Raw genomic sequence first — 16,171 nt, 5'->3', positions numbered from 1 at the left:
TCTAACAATGAGACGGTGTTGCAATATAATATAGACAGAACAACGACGTCACCCACTGAGAGGACTCCCCGTGCCCGATTTCAGCACCGTTCGCGAGTACATCGACAAGTACAGCAACTGGGGGCGTTGGGGGGAAGACGACGAACTCGGCACGCTGAACCACGTGACGCCCGAGATCAGGCAGCGCGCCGCATCGCTCGTGAAAACCGGCAAGGTGTTCTCGCTTGCGATCCCGTATGACGAAAACGGGCCGCAGCGGGGTACCTTCAACCGGTTCAACCCGATTCACCTGATGACCCGCGACGGAGCAGACGCGATCGCGGGGACGTCCGTCCGCGACTTCTATGGCGATCGCGACCGCCATTTCCGGGGGACCGACGACCTGGTCATTCTGCCCTTGCAGGCAAGCACCCAGTGGGACTCACTCGCGCACGTGGTCCTCGACGACAAGATCTACAACGGCTACAGCGCCGACCAGGTGTCGAGCAAGGGCGCTCTCCGAAACGACATCACGCACGCGTCAGTCGAACCGGCGGGACGAGGCATCCTGCTCGACATTCCGAAGCTGAAGGGCGTCGACTGGTTGGAGCCCGGCACCCCCATCACAGGCGACGACCTTGATGCGGCGTTGGCTGCTGAGGGCATCGCAGTGCAGAAGGGCGACTTCGTCCTGGTTCGCACCGGGAACGTGGCCCAGGTGCGCAGTCGCGGCTCGTGGGGCGACTACGCGGGTGGCAGCGCGCCCGGGCTCGGGCTCGGCGCCATTGACTGGGTGGCCAGCCATGAGATCGCCGCGATCGCCACCGATACGTGGGGGATGGAGGTACTTCCGAACGAGACGGCGGATGTCTTCCAGCCGCTGCACCTGGTCTTCATCGTGCATCTCGGGCTGCTCGTTGGTGAGATCTGGGACCTTGAGGGGCTCGCGGCCGATTGTGCATCGGACGGCACGTACGAGTTCTTCTTCGTCGGTCCGGCGCTGCCCTTCACGAACGCCGTCGCCTCACCGCTGAACCCGATCGCGATCAAATAATGGGCTCATCAGGCCCTCTTGATGGAATCACCGTCGTAGATCTGAGCCGGGCCTTGGCCGGCCCGCACGCGTCGATGATGCTCGGGGATCTCGGAGCGCGTGTCATCAAGGTCGAGTCGCCAGGCGGCGGCGACGATACTCGGTCATGGGGGCCGCCGTTCGTCGGGCCGGATGATTCGATCTCCACATATTTCCTTTCTGCCAACCGGAACAAGGAGTCGGTGGTCCTCGACATGAAGGACCCCGCCGACTCAAACGTGCTCGCGCGGCTGATCCGCTCGGCCGACGTGTTGATCGAGAATTTCCGTCCCGGCGTGCTTGATCGCCTGGGATTTCCGGTCGCTCGTCTGACCGAGCTGAATCCTCGACTGATCACACTCGCGATTTCCGGGTTCGGGGACGGCGGCCCAGAGGGCGAACGCGCGGGATACGACCAGATCGCCCAGGGCGAGGCGGGAATTATGTCGGTGACCGGCCCCGACCCTGCAACGCCGACCAAGGTCGGTGTGCCGATCGGTGATGTTGCGGCAGGCATGTACGGCGCATTCGGCGTCCTCGCGGCACTCCATGAGCGGGAGCGAACGGGCCGCGGCTCGGTCGTGAGGACGTCGCTCCTCGGCGCGCTCGTCGGCATGCATGCGTTTCAGGGGACTGTGTGGACGGTTGCCCACCGCGTACCCGTGACGCAGGGTGCACACCACCCTTCGATCTGTCCCTATGGCCTGTTCCACGCATCCGATGGCGTTGTGCAGATCGCGGTCGGGTCAGAGTCGCTGTGGCGCCGGTTCGCTCCCGCGTTCAACCTACCTGTCGACGATGCCCGGTTCGCCGTCAACAGCGATCGCGTGCGCCACGCGGGTGAACTGCGCGAAGCCGTCGATGCGGCGTTCGCCGAGTTCACGACCGAAGCGCTGCTGGAGAAGCTCGACGCCATCGGCGTCCCGGCGGGCCGCGTGCGGAACCTCCAGCAGGTCTACGAGTGGGATCAGGTGCGCAGCCAAGGACTGATTATCGACGTGGACCACCCCGTTCTCGGTCGGATGCAGCTGCCGGGGCCGCCGCTCCGCTTCTTCGACATCGAGGGGAGCGAATGGCACCGTACCCACGCAGCTCCTCCGCTTTATGGCGAGCACACCACTGCGGTCAGGGAAGAATTCGCGCCATGAGCACCGCCCGATTGACCGCGCAAGAACTCATCGCGACCGTCCTCGACGAGGGCAGCTTCGAGTCGTGGGACGTGCCGATCCCGAGGCCATCCGGCATCACTCCCGCGTACGCGGCGGACCTCGACCGAGCCCGCGCGAGAACCGGGTCCGACGAGGCGGTGCTCACGGGCCAGGGCCGCATTCAGGGGCACCCGATCGCATTCGTGGTCAGCGAGTTCGGCTTCCTCGCCGGCTCTGTGGGTGTCGCATGCGCCAATCGCATCGAGGCAGCTGTGCGCCGCGCAACGGCAGATCGGCTGCCGCTGCTCGCCGCACCCGCTTCAGGTGGGACCCGGATGCAAGAAGGGACGATTGCCTTCCTCCAAATGGTGCGCATCACTGCGGCGATCGTCGACCACAAGAACGCGGGCCTTCCCTACCTCGTCTACCTGCGGCATCCGACCATGGGCGGAGTCTTCGCCTCCTGGGGCTCACTCGGCCACCTCACGGTCGGTGAGCCTGGCGCGCTGATCGGATTCCTCGGGCCGAAGGTATTCGAAGCCCTGCATGGCGGCGAATTCCCGCGTGGTGTTCAGCTCGCCGAGAATCTCGCGGCGCACGGAGTGATCGATGCGGTGGTGTCCCCGGCTGACCTCGCAGAAATTGCGGCAAAGACGATCGGCATCCTCACGGCACCAGCTGAGCCGGGGGCTGTCGCCGCCGGCCGCCCCATCATCGACGCGCCAGTCTGGGACTCGATCGAGACGACCCGTGAACCGCGCCGGCCCGGAATCCGGCGCATGCTGCGCGACGCGGCGTCGGCCGCCGTGCCGCTGTTCGGCACGGCGGAGGGTGAGCACCAGCCTGGAGTTGTGACGGCGCTGGCGAGAATCGCGGGCGTTTCTTGCGTTGTCGTCGGGCAGGACCGCGGCGCGCAGCGCCATCGGGGCCCGATCGGGCCGGGCGCCTTGCGGCAGGTGCGGCGCGGGATTCGCCTTGCGCGCGAACTGCGACTGCCGCTCGTGACGGTAATCGACACCCCGGGCGCCTCGCTGTCGCAGGAGGCGGAAGAGGGCGGCCTTTCAGGCGAGATCGCGCGCTGCCTCGTCGACCTTCTCGAAGTGGATGCGCCGGTCGTGTCCGTCCTGCTGGGTGAGGGGAGCGGCGGCGGCGCGCTGGCGCTGCTTCCCGCCGACCGCATTATTGCCGCGGAGCACGCGTGGCTCGCACCCCTGCCGCCCGAAGGGGCGAGCGCCATCCTGCATGACGGCGACACCTCGTTTGCTCCAATGCTTGCCGAGCTCCAGGGGGTCGCCGCGGCGAACCTGGCCCAACATGGCGTCATCGATGTGGTCGTCAGCGAAGGGCGCAGCTGGGCAGCATTTCTCGAAGCGCTGTCCACGGTCATCGCGCAACAGATCGCGGTCGCATCGGCCATCCCTTTGGGCGTGCGCTTGCGCGACCGCAGCGAGCGTTTCCGGGTCGACGCTTAGCACGGCGTGGCCGGCTCTGTCCGGTTGGCGCGACCGCGCGGGACAGCATCTCTGATAGTGACGGCCTCGGGCCCGACAGCGCGCAGATGCCAGGGCCGAGATGGGGCATGCTCAGTGGGCGCCGTCGCCGCCCCAGGCGCGGACCTTCGTCGGCGTCAGGATCAGCACCTTGCGGATCGGGGCCTCGGGGTCGCCGAAGTCCTCGATCTTCGTGTCGTACTTCTCGAATTGGTGGCGCATCCACTCGAGCGACGAGTCGTCCGCGACACTGACGTCGCCGCGAACCTCGAGGGTCTTGTAGCCGGAGGCGTCGGTGAAGAAGTAGGTCGCTTTGCCCGTGCGGGCGGCGTTCTGGAACCACTTGCGACTGGAGACGCCGGATGTCTTGATGAGGCCGTCCTCGTAGAGGAACCAGACGGCGGCGACGGCCGGGTAGCCGTCTTCGCCCGTCGTCGCAATGGTGACGATCGGGTTGTCGAGCAGGTCGGCGTGCGTGGCGGGGATGTTCGCGGGCATGCTCACAGTCTGTCGCAGATGGCCGCCGCGCGCGCCCCTCGGCGACGTCGCAATGTGGTGCGGCATTCCCGGCCGGCCCGGCTGCGCAAGACGTCCGGATTCGAGCGCTCGCCGTCCGTCGGGGTGGGATACGACAACGCGTTCGGCTGCATTCTCGATAGTGCGCCGAACAAATAAAGCCAACCGGGCAGAGCGACGCGACAGACAAGGAAAAACGCACATGTCTACGACAGTCACCACCGGCGAACTGACCGGTAAGACGGCCCTCGTCACTGGGGCCACATCGGGTATCGGTCGCGCCACCGCGATCGCGCTCGCAGCGCTTGGCGCAGACGTCATCATTCACGGACGCGACGCTGCGCGCGCCGCCCGCGTGATCGAGGAGATCGAGCTCAGCGGCGGACGCGCACGATTCATCGGTGCGGACCTTCCCGTCGGGGCCTCGAAGCTCGCCCACGAGGCGGGCGACGTCGACATCCTCGTCAACAACGCGGGGGCGGCCTGGTTCGGCCCCAGCGAGGAACTCGACACGGACACCTACCACCGGCTGTTCGCCGGCAACGTCGAGGGGGCATACCTTCTGACCGCGCAGCTCGCACCCGGCATGGTCACGCGCGGCGAAGGCGCGATCGTCAACGTCTCGAGTATGGCGGCGAACATCGGAATGTCGGGTGGCGCCGCATACAGCGCGACCAAGGCCGCACTCAGTTCGTTCACGCGCTCGTGGGCCGCTGAGTATTCGCCCAAGGGGGTTCGGGTCAACGCCGTCGCGCCGGGGCCGATCTACACGGGCGCTGCCGACGACGGCCTCACCACTGCTCTGGGTGAGACGACGCTGCTCGGCACAGCCGCGCAGCCCGAGGACATCGCCGAGACGATCGCGTTTCTCGCGTCGCCGCGCTCCTCGTACATCACCGGGGCCGTGGTCGCCGTCGACGGCGGACGCACGGCGATCTGATCCGGTTCCCGCAGCACATGATCCAGGTCCCACAGAACAAGAGGAATGAAATGTCAGTCTCAGCAGAACCAGCCCTGCGTGCTCTCGTCACCGGCGGCACCGCCGGTCTCGGCAAGGAGGTCGCGCGCCTGCTTGCCCGCGATGGCATGAGTGTGACCATCGTCGGCCGGAACGCCGAACGAGGGGCGGCCGCCGTCAGCGAGATCACGGGCGAAGGAGGTCAGGTCGAGTTCCTCACGGCCGACGTCGAGGACCCGGCGCAGATCAGCCGCTTGGCTCGCGACATCGGCGACATCGACGTTCTGGTCAACAACGCCGGCCACTCGACTTGGGGCCCCACGGAGGAGATCTCGGTGAGCGACTTCGACAGCATGTTCGCCAGCAACGTTCGTGCGCCGTTCCTGCTGGTCGCGGCATTCGCTCCCGGGATGGCGAGCCGAGGGTCGGGCAGCATCGTCAACATCGGCAGCATGGCAGGCACCATCGGGCTGCCGGCGGGAGCGGCGTATGGCGCGACGAAGGCGGCGCTGGCGTCCCTGACCCGCGGTTGGGCGGCGGAGTTCAGCCCTCGCGGGGTGCGAGTCAACACCGTCGCCCCCGGCCCGATCTACACGCGGCCGGAGGCGCGCGCACTCTTCGACACCTTGGGCGCGAGCACGGCACTTCAGCGGGCCGCCGAGCCCTCGGAGATCGCCGAGGTCGTCGCCTTCCTCGCATCCCCTCGCGCAAGCTACGTGACGGGGGCGGTCTACGCGGCGGACGGCGGCCGCACTGCCATCTGATTCCGGCGCGGATGCCGCGCGAAGACAATGAGTTCGAGCTGTTCCCCGCGACGCAGAGTCGCGCTGAGACGAGAAGAGAAGAGAAAAGCACATGACCCACCCCGATGTTGCGGCAGGCGCCGCTCTGCTGGACGGCACCTACGTGCCCTCTCCCATCCCGCGCATTCGCGACCAGGTGGCGGGCTTCGAGGCCAGCTCCGGCACGCGGGACAACACGCTGGAGGACCGGCCGGTCATCATCCTCACCACGGTTGGAGCGAGCTCCTTGAAAGTCCGAAAGAACCCCCTCATCAGGGCGCTTGAAGGCGACGTCTACGTCGTCGTCGCGTCTGCCGCGGGTGCGCCGGAAGACCCGCAGTGGTATCGCAACCTCACCGCGCACCCGGTGGTGCGTCTGCAGGACGGGCCCACCGTGGACCTGCGGATTGCTCGCGAGGTGCACGGGGACGAGAAAGACCACTGGTGGCAGGTGGCAGAGAGCTTCTGGCCGCACTTCCCGGAATATCGGGAGAAGGCCGAGGGTCGCGACATCCCGGTGGTAGTCCTCGAACCCGTCGACTGATCCACGCGCGATGTTCTTGCAGGCATGGCGCGCCCACCCGGCTTTCCGGCGTGGTGCGCGCACCCTGGTCGCTCTGATCATCGGGGGCCTCGTCGGCTTCGCGTGGTACCACGTCAGCGTGCAGCCGGGCGCACGCATCGTCCGTGCTGTGTTTGAAGCCTCCCCCGAGGTGACGCCGCCGGCCGGCTTCGCCTCGACTCGCGCGCAAGTGAAGGTCTGGCCGTCGGTTCCGATCACCGCGACGGGCGCGCCGCAGAGCAGCTTGGTTCTGTACACGCCCGCCGGCACGACCGGACCGCGCCCGATCGTCCTGTGGGTGCACGGCGGCGGGTTCATCTCCAGTTCGCCGTCGACTGTCGCCGACTTCGCCATCATGCTCGCCGACGCGGGGTACACGGTGGCGAGCCTCGACTACACGCTGGCTCCCGCCGCCACGCATCCGACGCCGGTGCGGCAGGCCAACGCCGCCCTGACGTTCCTCGAGAAGCACGCCGGGAGTTACGGCGGCGATCCCGGCCGGATCGTCGTCGGTGGCGACTCGGCCGGCGCGCAGATCGCAAGCGAGCTCGCGGCCGTGCAGAGCAACCCCGCAGTGGCCAAAGCGGACGGGATCGTTCCCGCCGTGTCCAGCGGCCTCGCCGCCGTGGTGCTCTATTGCGGCCTCTACAACCTCGAGTCCGTCGGTTCGACAGGTTTCCCGGGGCTTCGGACGTATCTATGGGCCTATACAGGCAAGCGCAACTGGCTTACGGCGCCCGGTGCGTCGGCGATGTCGACGGTCGCCAACGTCACCTCCGCCTATCCGCCGACGTTCGTCACGGTGGGCGATAAGGACCCCTTCGACGGTCAGGGCCACGAGCTCGCCACAGCACTGCACACGCACGGCGTCTCCGTCGACACGCTCTTCTGGGACGGCTCAGGCGACGGGCTGGGGCACGAATACCAGTTCAACTACTCGACACCCGAAGCACGCGAGGCCTTTCAGCGAACACTTGCGTTCCTTCACGAACAGACGGGAAATCGATGAAGACACTCGGGTGGTGCGCCCTCGTCGTGCTCGCGGCTGCTACCGCCTTCGTCGTATACGGATTCCTCGTGTTCGCCGGGAGGTAGCTGCCGTTCGTTCACCGGCCGGCCCCCGTACGTCCGCCGCATATCATCGGAAACGGGAGGCGGCTTGATGGCAGGCGACGTGCGGCAGCGAATGGTGGAGGGCACGGTCCGGTTACTGGCGCGCGGCGGTTACCACGGCACCTCGTTTGCCGACGTGATCGGGCAGACTGGTGCTCCTCGCGGATCGATCTATCACCACTTCCCGGGCGGGAAGGACGAGCTGGTCGTGGCCGCGCTCGAGCTGGCGGATGCTCAGGCGCTCACGGCCCTGACGAATGGCGACGCCACGACGGCGCTCGGAGTCGTGGATCAGTTCATCGGCATGTGGCGGCGCCTTCTCGTGGGCACACAGTTCGAGGCGGGGTGCTCGGTTCTCGGGGTGACCGTCTCGGCCGACACCGAGGTGGTTCTGGATCGCGCCGCCGAGGTCTTCCGCGACTGGCGCGGCACCCTCGCGGCGAGACTGGAGGAGACCGGGTTCGAGGCGTCAGAGGCCGGCGGCTTCGCGACGCTGCTGATCGCGGCGACGGAGGGCGCCGTGGTGATGTGTCGGGCTGCTCGCAGTGTCGAGCCGCTTGAGACGGTCGCGGACGAGCTGCGGGCGCGAGCCCGAGGGGAGAGGTGCTGATGCAGCCAGGAAAGAAGCCGCCGCTGACTCGCGGCCGAGACCGTCATCGCATCGCGGTGCTCGTGGTCCCGGACACCGTCGCGCTCGAGGTGGCGATAGCCCAGCAGGTCTTCGGTCCGCGAATGTACGGATTCGCTCGCATCACCGGGGATGACACCAGCCCCTACGAAGTCATTCTCTGCGGTGAGGAAGAGCACTACGTGCTCCCGTCGGGGGCCGATCTCGGGCGACTGGCACCGCTCGACGTGCTCCGCGAGGCGGATACGGTGATCGTCACAGGGTTGGAGAATCCGTTCGCCCAGCGCAGCGACGAACTGCTTCAGGCGCTGCGTGACGCGCAAGCCGCGGGCGCTCGGATGGTCTCGTTCTGCGGTGGGGCGTTCGTTCTCGGACAGGCCGGAATCCTGGACCGCAAGCGGGTGACCACGCATTGGGTGCTCGCTTCCGAATTTCGGGAGCAGTTCCCATTGGCGACGCTGCAGGAGGAGCAGCTGTTCATCGAGGACGGCAACGTGCTCACGTCCGGCGGGATCTTCTCTGCCACTGACTTGAGCCTCCACATGCTGGCGGTCGATCTCGGCTACGCGTATTCGAATGACTTCAGCCGGCTGCTGGTCTCGGCTCCCGTCCGCCCTGGCGGTCAGGCGCAGTTCATCAAGGATTCGATCAGGATCGACAGGGAACCGCCGCTCGGCTCCCTCACGGAGTGGATTCGCGAGCACCTCGACGAGCCATTGACGATGGCGGGCCTCGCGGAACACGAGCACATGAGCGAGCGCAACCTTGCCCGCAAGTTCAATCAGGCGGTCGGCATGAGCCCCTACGACTGGATCACGAGGGAGCGCGTGAATCAGGCGAAGATTCTCGTCGAGACGACGGACCTGCCCATCGGGCAGATCGCGGCGATGGTCGGGCTGGGCAGCGCCGAGTCGCTGCGGCGCAATTTCAGCCGCCTTGTCGGCACCTCGGCCACGTCGTATCGACGCGCGTTCAAGGCTGAACCAGCACTAGAGCTCGCCTGACGCGCGTTCTCGGCTGCGACGGTCTAGCATTATGCTGACCGTCATAGTCCGAGAAGAGAGCTGCCGCCATGCCGATGATCGACGTGTACGCCCAGTCTGGAACCTTTCCCAGCACTCACCGCCTCGCCCAGCGCCTGGCGGCCACCCTGATGGAGATCGAGGGCGTGCCGGACATCCCGATGTTCCGCTCGAACACGGGCGCATTCGTGCACGAGCTGCCCGCATCCGCGATCTCCAATGTCGATGGCGGGAGCGCCCATGTGCGCGTGCAGGTGCTCACCAATGCCGGGGCGCTTGACCGGGGCAAGCAACTCGCGGTCGTGGCGCGATTCACCGACATCATCGCTGCGGAGGCGGGCGACGAGTCGGCCCGTGAGAGGACCTGGGTACTGCTCACCGAAGCTGCGCCCGGCGGCTGGGGGCTCTGGGGGCACGCGCACACGAACGAGGAGCTCGTTGATGCGGCCCGCAAGGAGATCGCCTCGTTGCAGGGATAGCCGCTGCACCGCACGCCCGCGTCCTCGCTGCTTCAGTCAAGGCGCCCAGTGACCACTTGACGGAAGTGCGCGACTAGGCAGCATATGCCGCGATGAATGCGCGTGCGGCCGCGGTGGCGAGGCGCTTACGCTCCTTCGCCCCGGGCAGCCTCGACGGCAGAAAGAGGGCGCGGTCCTGCGCAACGGCGAGCGCAAGGTAGGCGAAATGGGCGGCAGCCAGCTGCACGTCGGTGACGACGAGGATGCCGGATTCGACATAGGGCGCCAGGCATGCCGCGGTCGTGTCGATGCCGCGTGACGGCGCCGCGCGGAAATAGCTCTCGGCAAGGTCGGGGAACTGTTCCGCCTCCGCAATGATCAGCCTGCGCAGTGACAGCACCTGCGGCTCGAGCACGGCATCCAGGTACGCACGCGCGACCGAAGCCAATCCGGTCTCCAGCTCCTCCCGTGTGGCGGCCCGCACCGCCCCGAAGGCCGACCTGATGGTCTCGACGATCGCGTCGGCGTTCTGCGCGACGCCGGCAATGATCTCGCGGAAGAGACCTTCCTTATCGGTGAACTGCTTGTAGACGGTCTGCTTGGAAACCGCTGCCGCGGACGCGACCTCGTCCATGCTCGTGCCGCGGTACCCATTGCGCAGAAACAGCGTGGTCGCCTCAGCGAGGATCGCTCGACGCTTCTGCTCGGTGCGGCTGGAAGACGCCGGCTCCGGCAGCGCGTTCATCAGCTCAGCCTAATCGCGGGCAAGTACTGGACGGTACAGTTCTCTGCGGTCTACTCTGCTGCTGCACCGCACGCCCGCGTCCTCAAGGAGATGGCATGACCACTTTTCGCACCACCCTGGAGTCGACCGGCGGAAACAACGTCGGCATCGTCGTGCCGGAAGACATCGTCCTCGGTTTCGAGCGCGGCAAGCGCGTTCCCGTCGTGGTGACCATCGACGGCGCGTACACCTACAAGACCACGATCGGCGTCATGGGGGGTCGTTACCTCGTCTCGTTCAACGCGGAGACGCGCAAGAACACCGGCCGCGGCGCCGGTGACGAGATCGAGGTCGAGCTGCTGGTCGATCCTGACCGCTGACGAGCTCGCCGCCACGCGGCATTCTCGGAACCAAAAGGTCCCGGTCAGAACGGATGTTCTGGCCGGGGCCTGTGTTTTTGCGCACCTCGGTATTGTCTACTTGCTTAGATTGAGATAGAAAGTCCGTGACGGCGCGAGCCGATCGATCCATGTAGTAACGCTCCACATGCTGGAGGCGGAGCGCTCGAAACGGCGCTTGCGTTCCCAGCGTTTCCGTTGATCTGTAATTATTTTGACCCGAGTGTGTAGTGTTACTACACCTGCAAGGGCAGCACGACCACGACACCGTCCGCCGGTGAGGCCGGCGGTCATCTCAATGAGGAGATACGAAATGCACAGCACCAGCAGCGGGCCCCTGGGCTCCGTCTTCTCACGGTCCCAGCTGGACCGTCGATCACTTCTGAAGCTCGGTCTCGCCGGAGCCGGCGCCGCCGCGACGAGCAGCCTGCTGGCTGCCTGCTCGACTGGCGGCTCGGGGAGCACGAGCAAGAACGGCAAGGCCACCGTTCGCATGTGGACCTGGTACACCGAGGACCAGAACACCCTTCCGCCCGTGATCAAGGCATTCGAGGCGAAGCATCCGAACATCACGGTCCAGTTGCGCACCTTCGGCACCCCCGACCAGTACCTCCCCGCCCTCACCGCGGCGGTCTCGGGCGGCAACGTCCCCGAGATCTTCGCGCCTCACGTGCGCGCGATCACCTACGGGAAGCAGGGGATTTCGGCCGACCTCAAGAAGGAGCTCGGCAGCAGCTTCCTCAAGCAGTTCTTCCCGGCCGAGAACCAGGAGTACAGCGACGGCGACAAGCAATACGCGGTCGGCTGGGAGGCTCAGACCTTCGGCATCTTCTACAACCCGGACATGTTCAAGCAGGCCGGCATCGACGGCGAGCCCGAGACGTGGGACGACCTGATCGCGGCCGCGGCGAAGATCAACGCGATGGGCAAGTCGGCCGTCTCGTTCTCGGCCAACCCGGGAACCAGCGCGCTCGACTTCTTCCTGCCGCTCATCACCCAGGTGACGGACGACCCGACGTACTTCCTCAAGCTCGACCAGCTCGAGAAGGGCTACAAGTGGACCAACCAGCCGGTGGTCCAGGCGCTCGAGCTGAACGACAAGATCGTCAAGGCGAAGGTCTTCCAGAAGGGCACCACCGGCACCTCGGGCACCCAGGCGCCGCAGCTGTTCTACACCGAGGCCGCGGCGATGCTCTACTCCGGGTCGTTCTCGGTCCCGACCTTCAAGACCAACGCGTCGCCTGCGTTCCAGGCCAAGTACAAGGTCATGCAGACCCCGGCGATCAAGTCCGGTGCGAGGCACTGGACGGCCGACCAGGCCGGCGCAGGCCTCGCGGTGTCCGAGACGAGCAAGTCGAAGGACGCGGCGCTCGAGTTCCTGCAGTACCTCTACTCGAACGACGTGTACCCGAAGCTGATGAACTCCTCGAGCAGCATGCCCGCGACGCAGGCGGCCGTCGAGCAGATCACCGACCCGACCGTGAAGCTGATGGCCGGCTGGCTTCCCAACGGATGCCCGCACATCCCGTTCGGCGCGGGCTCGTCCGCGGCCGGCGACCCGCTGACGAAGATCTTCGATCAGACGGCCACGCCGCAGCAGGTCGCGCAGCAGATGCAGACCGCTGTCACCAACGCTGCCGGAGGCCAGTAGGCGAGGGAGCGCCAACGAGAGAACTCGAGTGATTCATGTCAACTCAAGCAGTCAACACCCCGGCGCGCGGCCGTAAGGCCCGCGCCGGGGGCGGCGCATCCCTCTGGAAGATGCAGCGCTCGGAGCGGCTCGCAGGGTACGGATTCGTCGCGCCGATCACCATCCTGTTCGCGATCTTCGTCGGCTGGCCGATCATCCACGCGGTCTATCTCGGCTTCACCACGTGGGCCGGGTTCGGAACGCCGCAGTTCACCGGCCTCGCGAACTACGTGCGGATGTGGAACGACCCGGTCGCGCGGCGCGCCTTCGTCGTCACCATCGTCTACGCGGTCGTCACGACGATTCTGCAGACGGCGATCCCGCTCGTCATCGCGGTCCTCCTCGCGAATGTGTGGCGGGCGCTCAGCGTGGTCATCCGCACGATCATCTTCATCCCGGGGATCGTGTCGTTCGTCGTGTCCGGCGTGCTGTGGAGCCTGATCTACGACCCGAACATCGGCACCCTGAACAAGGCGCTGACCGCGATCGGCTTGCACTCGCTGACGAACAACTGGCTGAGCAACCCGAGCACGGTGCTGCCGGCGATCATGGTCGTCTCGCTGTGGGGCGCGATCGGCACGAACATGCTGATCTACTTCGCCGGCATCCAGGGCGTCGATCCGAGCTACTACGAGGCGGCATCGATCGACGGCGCGAGCAAGATCCAGCAGTTCCGCTACGTGACGATCCCCAGCCTGCGCATGGTGACCGCGATCGTCATCAGCCTCAACCTGCTGAACGGCTTCAAGGTGTTCGACATCATCTACGTCATGACCGGCGGGGGCCCGAGCCATGCGTCCGAAGTGCTCGGCACGTACCTCTACTCCCTCGCCTTCGGATCCACCGCGGGATCGATTCCGCAACTCGGCTACGGCAGCGCCTTCAGCGTCATCGTGATGCTGCTCTGCGGCGTCGCGGTGGGCGTGCAGGTGTTCCTGACCAGAAGGGCTCAGCGATGACCGCCGCGACCTCGGAAGCCATCACGACCACGCGAGGCTCGGAACGGACGGCGCGCCGGCGCCGGCGCTTCCCGTTCGGAAAGTCGTTCGCGTCGTTCATCCTGATCGCCGTCGCGGCGCTCACGATCTTCCCGCTGATCTGGCTGGTGCTCACCTCGCTGCGCCCGGCGGACACGATCTTCACGGGGCCGATCATCCCGACCCGCTTCACCTTCGCCGCGTATCCGAAGGCGTGGGTGTCGACGGACTTCGCGATCCACTTCCTGAACAGTCTCTGGATCACGGTGGCGACCGTCGTGGGCGTCCTGATCTTCGCGTCGATCGCCGGCTACGCCTTCGCGAAGCTGCGCTTCCCGTTCAAGAACGTGATCTACGTCGCACTTCTGGCGACTCTGATGATGCCGGCGACGACGCTGATCATTCCGTTGTATCTGCAGCTCAAGTCGATCGGGCTGCTGAACGATCAGTTCGGTCTGGTGGTCCTCTACGTCAGCAGCTCGGCGCCGTTCTCGATGTTCCTCATGCGGGCGTTCTTCTCGACGCTGCCCGACGAGCTCGTTCAAGCGGCACGTGTCGATGGCGCGGGCGAGTTCGCGGTGTTCTGGCGGGTGATCATTCCGATGGCGCGCCCTGGACTCGCCACGGTCATCATCTTCCAGTTCCTGCAGACGTGGAACGAGTTCCTCTATGCGAACACCGTGCTTCAGGACACGGGCAAGCTGCCTCTGCAGCCGGTGCTCTTCAGCCTGCTCGGCCAGTACAACACCAACTGGCCGACGCTGACCGCCGGGCTCACCATGTCGATCATCCCGGTGATCCTCGTCTACGTCTGGATGCAGCGGCAGTTCGTCGCGGGTCTGACGCTCGGCGCGGTCAAGAACTAAGGAGGCGAGCCGTCATGGCGATTCGCAACATTCTGATCAACACGCCGGACGTCGAGCGATCGGCTGCGTTCTACCAGCGGTTCCTCGGGGCACTGTCGGTCGGCGAGATCGACTCGGACCACGCCGTGCTCGACCTTGTCACCGCCACGTTCGAGCTGCGCCGGGTGGACGAGCCGGACGAGTCCACTTGGAGTACCGACGACCTCGTGAAGGGCTTCCGGCACACCGGGTTCAAGGTGGCCGAAGTGGACCCGCTCGTCGAGGCGCTGCGCGGTGCGGGCGTGCCCTTCCACCTCGACCCGCTTGAGGCGGAGGGCGGGGTGCGCATCGCGTTCTTCTTCGCTCCCGAGGGAACGCTGCTCGAACTGGTGCAGCGCGATCTGCAGTACCACGTCGTGCACGACGAAGTCGGAGTCGCGCGGGAACGGGCGCTCGGCGTGCCCGAGCGACCCCGCTTCGACCACATCGCGGTGACGGTCGAGGACGAGGCGGCGACCGAGGAGTTCTATCGTCCGTTCGGCTTCGCCCGGATCGGGACGATCGAACAGGAATGGGACCCGCGCGGGTACCACCTCGACTTCCTCAAGAGCGGCGACACGGTCCTCGAGATCTTCAGCTACGACGTTCCCAAGCACCCGCGTGCGCCGCAGCTGAGCGCGCCAGGATTCGTCGCGGCCGTGCTCGATGGTCCGCAGGAGGGCGCGCCGGCCGACGCGATCGAGGTCGGTCGTACCGCGGCCGGAACGACCGTCGTCTCCGACCGCGACGGATTCCCCTTCACGCTCGTCACGGAGGCCGCGCTTGGCTGAGCCGTCCTCTCGCACTCCGGAGAACTGGCTGCGCCCGCTCGGGCGCACGGGTCTCACGGTCTCCGCCCTCTGCCTCGGTGGTGCTCCGCTCGGCAGCATGCCGCGCATCTTCGGCTACGACGTGCCCGAAGCCGCCGCCGTGGCGCTCGTGAAAGAGGTCTTCGAGAGCCCGATCCGCTTCATCGACACGTCGAACGGCTACTCGGACGGCGCGAGTGAGCGGAGGATCGGCCTCGCCATCGCCGAGGCCGGCGGCCTGCCCGATGGCGTGCTGGTCGAGACGAAGGTCGATGCCCGCGACGGGGACTACTCGGGGGACCGCGTGCGCCGCTCGATCGAGGAGAGCATGTCGCGCCTCGGCCTCGACTTCCTTCCGGTCGTGCACCTGCACGATCCGGAATTCCACCCGTTCGAGACGCTCGCGGGCCCGGGCGGCGCGGTCGAGACTCTCGTCGCACTGCGCGACGAAGGCGTCATCGGCCACCTGGGGGTGGCCGGCGGCAAGGTGCAGGCGATTCGTCGCTTCGTCGACCTCGGTGTCTTCGAGGTGCTGCTCACTCACAACCGCTGGACGCTCGTGGACCGCAGCGCCGGCGAGTTGATCGAGGCCGCCGTCTCCCGCGGAATGGGCGTGCTCAATGCGGCGGTGTACGGCGGAGGCATCCTCACCCGGTCCCGGCCCGGTCTCACCGACTACGGCTACCGCCCGGCCTCTGCCGCCACGCTCAGCGCGATTGCCGACATGGAGGCGCTGTGTGAGAGGCACGACACCACGCTGGCCCGCGTCGCGCTGGCCTGGTCGCTGCGCGACGAACGCATCAGCTCGACCGTGGTCGGCTTCACGAAGAGCTCGCGGATCGACGAGTCGATGGCCGCGGCATCCGTCGACCTGCCTCTCGCGTTCTGGGACGAGCTCGAGAGCCTGACGCCGCCGCCCGAGAACTGGCTCGACCACGCGGCCTGACGGTCCACTACCCAA

General features: G+C 66.6%; 18 protein-coding genes. 16 read left to right on the top strand and 2 right to left on the bottom strand.

Annotation, left to right across the window (positions count from 1 at the left end; translation table 11 throughout):
• The first annotated feature begins 70 nt into the window (after positions 1-70).
• From ACFOYW_RS02160 to ACFOYW_RS02150, 3 genes are read left to right on the top strand one after another with little or no spacing between them, the layout of a single operon-like run.
• Positions 71-1,033, top strand: coding sequence for a cyclase family protein (locus ACFOYW_RS02160; protein ID WP_390226963.1), 963 nt, complete (start codon positions 71-73; stop codon positions 1,031-1,033).
• On the top strand, positions 1,033-2,199 hold the full coding sequence (locus tag ACFOYW_RS02155) for a CaiB/BaiF CoA transferase family protein (protein WP_390226962.1): 1,167 nt from the start codon (positions 1,033-1,035) through the stop codon (positions 2,197-2,199). The genes ACFOYW_RS02160 and ACFOYW_RS02155 overlap by 1 nt, the downstream gene beginning before the upstream one ends.
• Positions 2,196-3,671 carry a carboxyl transferase domain-containing protein gene (locus ACFOYW_RS02150; protein WP_390226961.1) on the top strand — a complete coding sequence of 492 codons (1,476 nt, stop codon included), beginning with the start codon at positions 2,196-2,198 and terminating at the stop codon, positions 3,669-3,671. Before ACFOYW_RS02155 ends, ACFOYW_RS02150 begins: the two co-directional genes overlap by 4 nt.
• A gap of 111 nt (positions 3,672-3,782) precedes the next feature.
• Here the strand turns inward: ACFOYW_RS02150 and ACFOYW_RS02145 are convergent, their stop codons facing one another.
• The gene (locus tag ACFOYW_RS02145; RefSeq protein ID WP_390226960.1) at positions 3,783-4,187 is read right to left on the bottom strand and encodes a pyridoxamine 5'-phosphate oxidase family protein; all 405 of its coding nucleotides are present in this window, start codon (positions 4,185-4,187) and stop codon (positions 3,783-3,785) included.
• A gap of 220 nt (positions 4,188-4,407) precedes the next feature.
• Between ACFOYW_RS02145 and ACFOYW_RS02140 the strand changes: the two genes are divergently transcribed.
• The 7 genes from ACFOYW_RS02140 (at position 4,408) to ACFOYW_RS02110 (ending at position 9,749) form a co-directional block, all read left to right on the top strand.
• A complete protein-coding gene (locus ACFOYW_RS02140) occupies positions 4,408-5,145 on the top strand; it encodes an SDR family NAD(P)-dependent oxidoreductase (protein WP_390226959.1) in 738 nt (245 codons plus the stop codon).
• A 50-nt stretch (positions 5,146-5,195) separates the two neighbouring features.
• Complete coding sequence (locus ACFOYW_RS02135; protein WP_390226958.1) at positions 5,196-5,927, top strand: SDR family NAD(P)-dependent oxidoreductase; 732 nt, start codon at positions 5,196-5,198, stop codon at positions 5,925-5,927.
• A 91-nt stretch (positions 5,928-6,018) separates the two neighbouring features.
• Positions 6,019-6,489, top strand: coding sequence for a nitroreductase/quinone reductase family protein (locus tag ACFOYW_RS02130; protein WP_390226957.1), 471 nt, complete (start codon positions 6,019-6,021; stop codon positions 6,487-6,489).
• Positions 6,490-6,499: 10 nt separating this feature from the next.
• On the top strand, positions 6,500-7,516 hold the full coding sequence (locus ACFOYW_RS02125; RefSeq protein ID WP_390226955.1) for an alpha/beta hydrolase: 1,017 nt from the start codon (positions 6,500-6,502) through the stop codon (positions 7,514-7,516).
• Between the two features lie 153 nt (positions 7,517-7,669).
• Entirely contained in the window at positions 7,670-8,230 is a 561-nt protein-coding gene (locus ACFOYW_RS02120) for a TetR/AcrR family transcriptional regulator (RefSeq protein WP_390226954.1), read from the top strand.
• Entirely contained in the window at positions 8,230-9,252 is a 1,023-nt protein-coding gene (locus ACFOYW_RS02115) for a GlxA family transcriptional regulator (RefSeq protein WP_390226953.1), read from the top strand. Before ACFOYW_RS02120 ends, ACFOYW_RS02115 begins: the two co-directional genes overlap by 1 nt.
• A 68-nt stretch (positions 9,253-9,320) precedes the next feature.
• Positions 9,321-9,749, top strand: coding sequence for a tautomerase family protein (locus tag ACFOYW_RS02110; protein WP_390226952.1), 429 nt, complete (start codon positions 9,321-9,323; stop codon positions 9,747-9,749).
• Between the two features lie 73 nt (positions 9,750-9,822).
• On the opposite strand, the gene ACFOYW_RS02105 is transcribed toward ACFOYW_RS02110, so the two are convergent.
• Positions 9,823-10,473: a TetR/AcrR family transcriptional regulator gene (locus ACFOYW_RS02105; RefSeq protein WP_390226951.1), complete on the bottom strand. Its 651-nt coding sequence runs from the start codon at positions 10,471-10,473 to the stop codon at positions 9,823-9,825.
• A gap of 95 nt (positions 10,474-10,568) precedes the next feature.
• Here ACFOYW_RS02105 and ACFOYW_RS02100 point away from each other — a divergent pair, with 95 nt between their 5' ends.
• From ACFOYW_RS02100 to ACFOYW_RS02075, 6 genes are all read left to right on the top strand, one after another.
• The gene (locus ACFOYW_RS02100) at positions 10,569-10,832 is read left to right on the top strand and encodes a DUF1905 domain-containing protein (protein WP_390226950.1); all 264 of its coding nucleotides are present in this window, start codon (positions 10,569-10,571) and stop codon (positions 10,830-10,832) included.
• A 331-nt stretch (positions 10,833-11,163) separates the two neighbouring features.
• On the top strand, positions 11,164-12,501 hold the full coding sequence (locus tag ACFOYW_RS02095) for an ABC transporter substrate-binding protein (RefSeq protein WP_390226949.1): 1,338 nt from the start codon (positions 11,164-11,166) through the stop codon (positions 12,499-12,501).
• Between the two features lie 35 nt (positions 12,502-12,536).
• The gene (locus ACFOYW_RS02090; RefSeq protein ID WP_390226947.1) at positions 12,537-13,499 is read left to right on the top strand and encodes a carbohydrate ABC transporter permease; all 963 of its coding nucleotides are present in this window, start codon (positions 12,537-12,539) and stop codon (positions 13,497-13,499) included.
• Positions 13,496-14,383: a carbohydrate ABC transporter permease gene (locus tag ACFOYW_RS02085; RefSeq protein ID WP_390226946.1), complete on the top strand. Its 888-nt coding sequence runs from the start codon at positions 13,496-13,498 to the stop codon at positions 14,381-14,383. Before ACFOYW_RS02090 ends, ACFOYW_RS02085 begins: the two co-directional genes overlap by 4 nt.
• A gap of 14 nt (positions 14,384-14,397) precedes the next feature.
• Positions 14,398-15,192 (top strand): VOC family protein, encoded by a 795-nt coding sequence (locus ACFOYW_RS02080; RefSeq protein WP_390226944.1) that lies wholly within the window; start codon positions 14,398-14,400, stop codon positions 15,190-15,192.
• Entirely contained in the window at positions 15,185-16,156 is a 972-nt protein-coding gene (locus ACFOYW_RS02075; RefSeq protein ID WP_390226943.1) for an aldo/keto reductase, read from the top strand. Before ACFOYW_RS02080 ends, ACFOYW_RS02075 begins: the two co-directional genes overlap by 8 nt.
• Positions 16,157-16,171 lie beyond the last annotated feature (15 nt).

The sequence above is a fragment of the Gryllotalpicola reticulitermitis genome (assembly GCF_042651345.1).
Classification (GTDB): domain Bacteria; phylum Actinomycetota; class Actinomycetes; order Actinomycetales; family Microbacteriaceae; genus Gryllotalpicola; species Gryllotalpicola reticulitermitis.
This window is presented reverse-complemented; position numbering and strand designations above follow the sequence as displayed.

Excerpts from the sequence above, each read along its gene's own strand:
- ACFOYW_RS02155 (WP_390226962.1), top strand. The coding sequence starts at position 1,033 with ATGGGCTCATCAGGCCCTCTTGATGGAATCACCGTCGTAGATCTGAGC.
- ACFOYW_RS02095 (WP_390226949.1), top strand. The coding sequence starts at position 11,164 with ATGCACAGCACCAGCAGCGGGCCCCTGGGCTCCGTCTTCTCACGGTCC.
- ACFOYW_RS02140 (WP_390226959.1), top strand. The coding sequence starts at position 4,408 with ATGTCTACGACAGTCACCACCGGCGAACTGACCGGTAAGACGGCCCTC.
- ACFOYW_RS02085 (WP_390226946.1), top strand. The coding sequence starts at position 13,496 with ATGACCGCCGCGACCTCGGAAGCCATCACGACCACGCGAGGCTCGGAA.
- ACFOYW_RS02145 (WP_390226960.1), bottom strand. The coding sequence starts at position 4,187 with ATGCCCGCGAACATCCCCGCCACGCACGCCGACCTGCTCGACAACCCG.
- ACFOYW_RS02130 (WP_390226957.1), top strand. The coding sequence starts at position 6,019 with ATGACCCACCCCGATGTTGCGGCAGGCGCCGCTCTGCTGGACGGCACC.
- ACFOYW_RS02125 (WP_390226955.1), top strand. The coding sequence starts at position 6,500 with ATGTTCTTGCAGGCATGGCGCGCCCACCCGGCTTTCCGGCGTGGTGCG.
- ACFOYW_RS02150 (WP_390226961.1), top strand. The coding sequence starts at position 2,196 with ATGAGCACCGCCCGATTGACCGCGCAAGAACTCATCGCGACCGTCCTC.
- ACFOYW_RS02080 (WP_390226944.1), top strand. The coding sequence starts at position 14,398 with ATGGCGATTCGCAACATTCTGATCAACACGCCGGACGTCGAGCGATCG.
- ACFOYW_RS02135 (WP_390226958.1), top strand. The coding sequence starts at position 5,196 with ATGTCAGTCTCAGCAGAACCAGCCCTGCGTGCTCTCGTCACCGGCGGC.
- ACFOYW_RS02090 (WP_390226947.1), top strand. The coding sequence starts at position 12,537 with ATGTCAACTCAAGCAGTCAACACCCCGGCGCGCGGCCGTAAGGCCCGC.
- ACFOYW_RS02105 (WP_390226951.1), bottom strand. The coding sequence starts at position 10,473 with ATGAACGCGCTGCCGGAGCCGGCGTCTTCCAGCCGCACCGAGCAGAAG.
- ACFOYW_RS02110 (WP_390226952.1), top strand. The coding sequence starts at position 9,321 with ATGCCGATGATCGACGTGTACGCCCAGTCTGGAACCTTTCCCAGCACT.
- ACFOYW_RS02115 (WP_390226953.1), top strand. The coding sequence starts at position 8,230 with ATGCAGCCAGGAAAGAAGCCGCCGCTGACTCGCGGCCGAGACCGTCAT.
- ACFOYW_RS02100 (WP_390226950.1), top strand. The coding sequence starts at position 10,569 with ATGACCACTTTTCGCACCACCCTGGAGTCGACCGGCGGAAACAACGTC.
- ACFOYW_RS02120 (WP_390226954.1), top strand. The coding sequence starts at position 7,670 with ATGGCAGGCGACGTGCGGCAGCGAATGGTGGAGGGCACGGTCCGGTTA.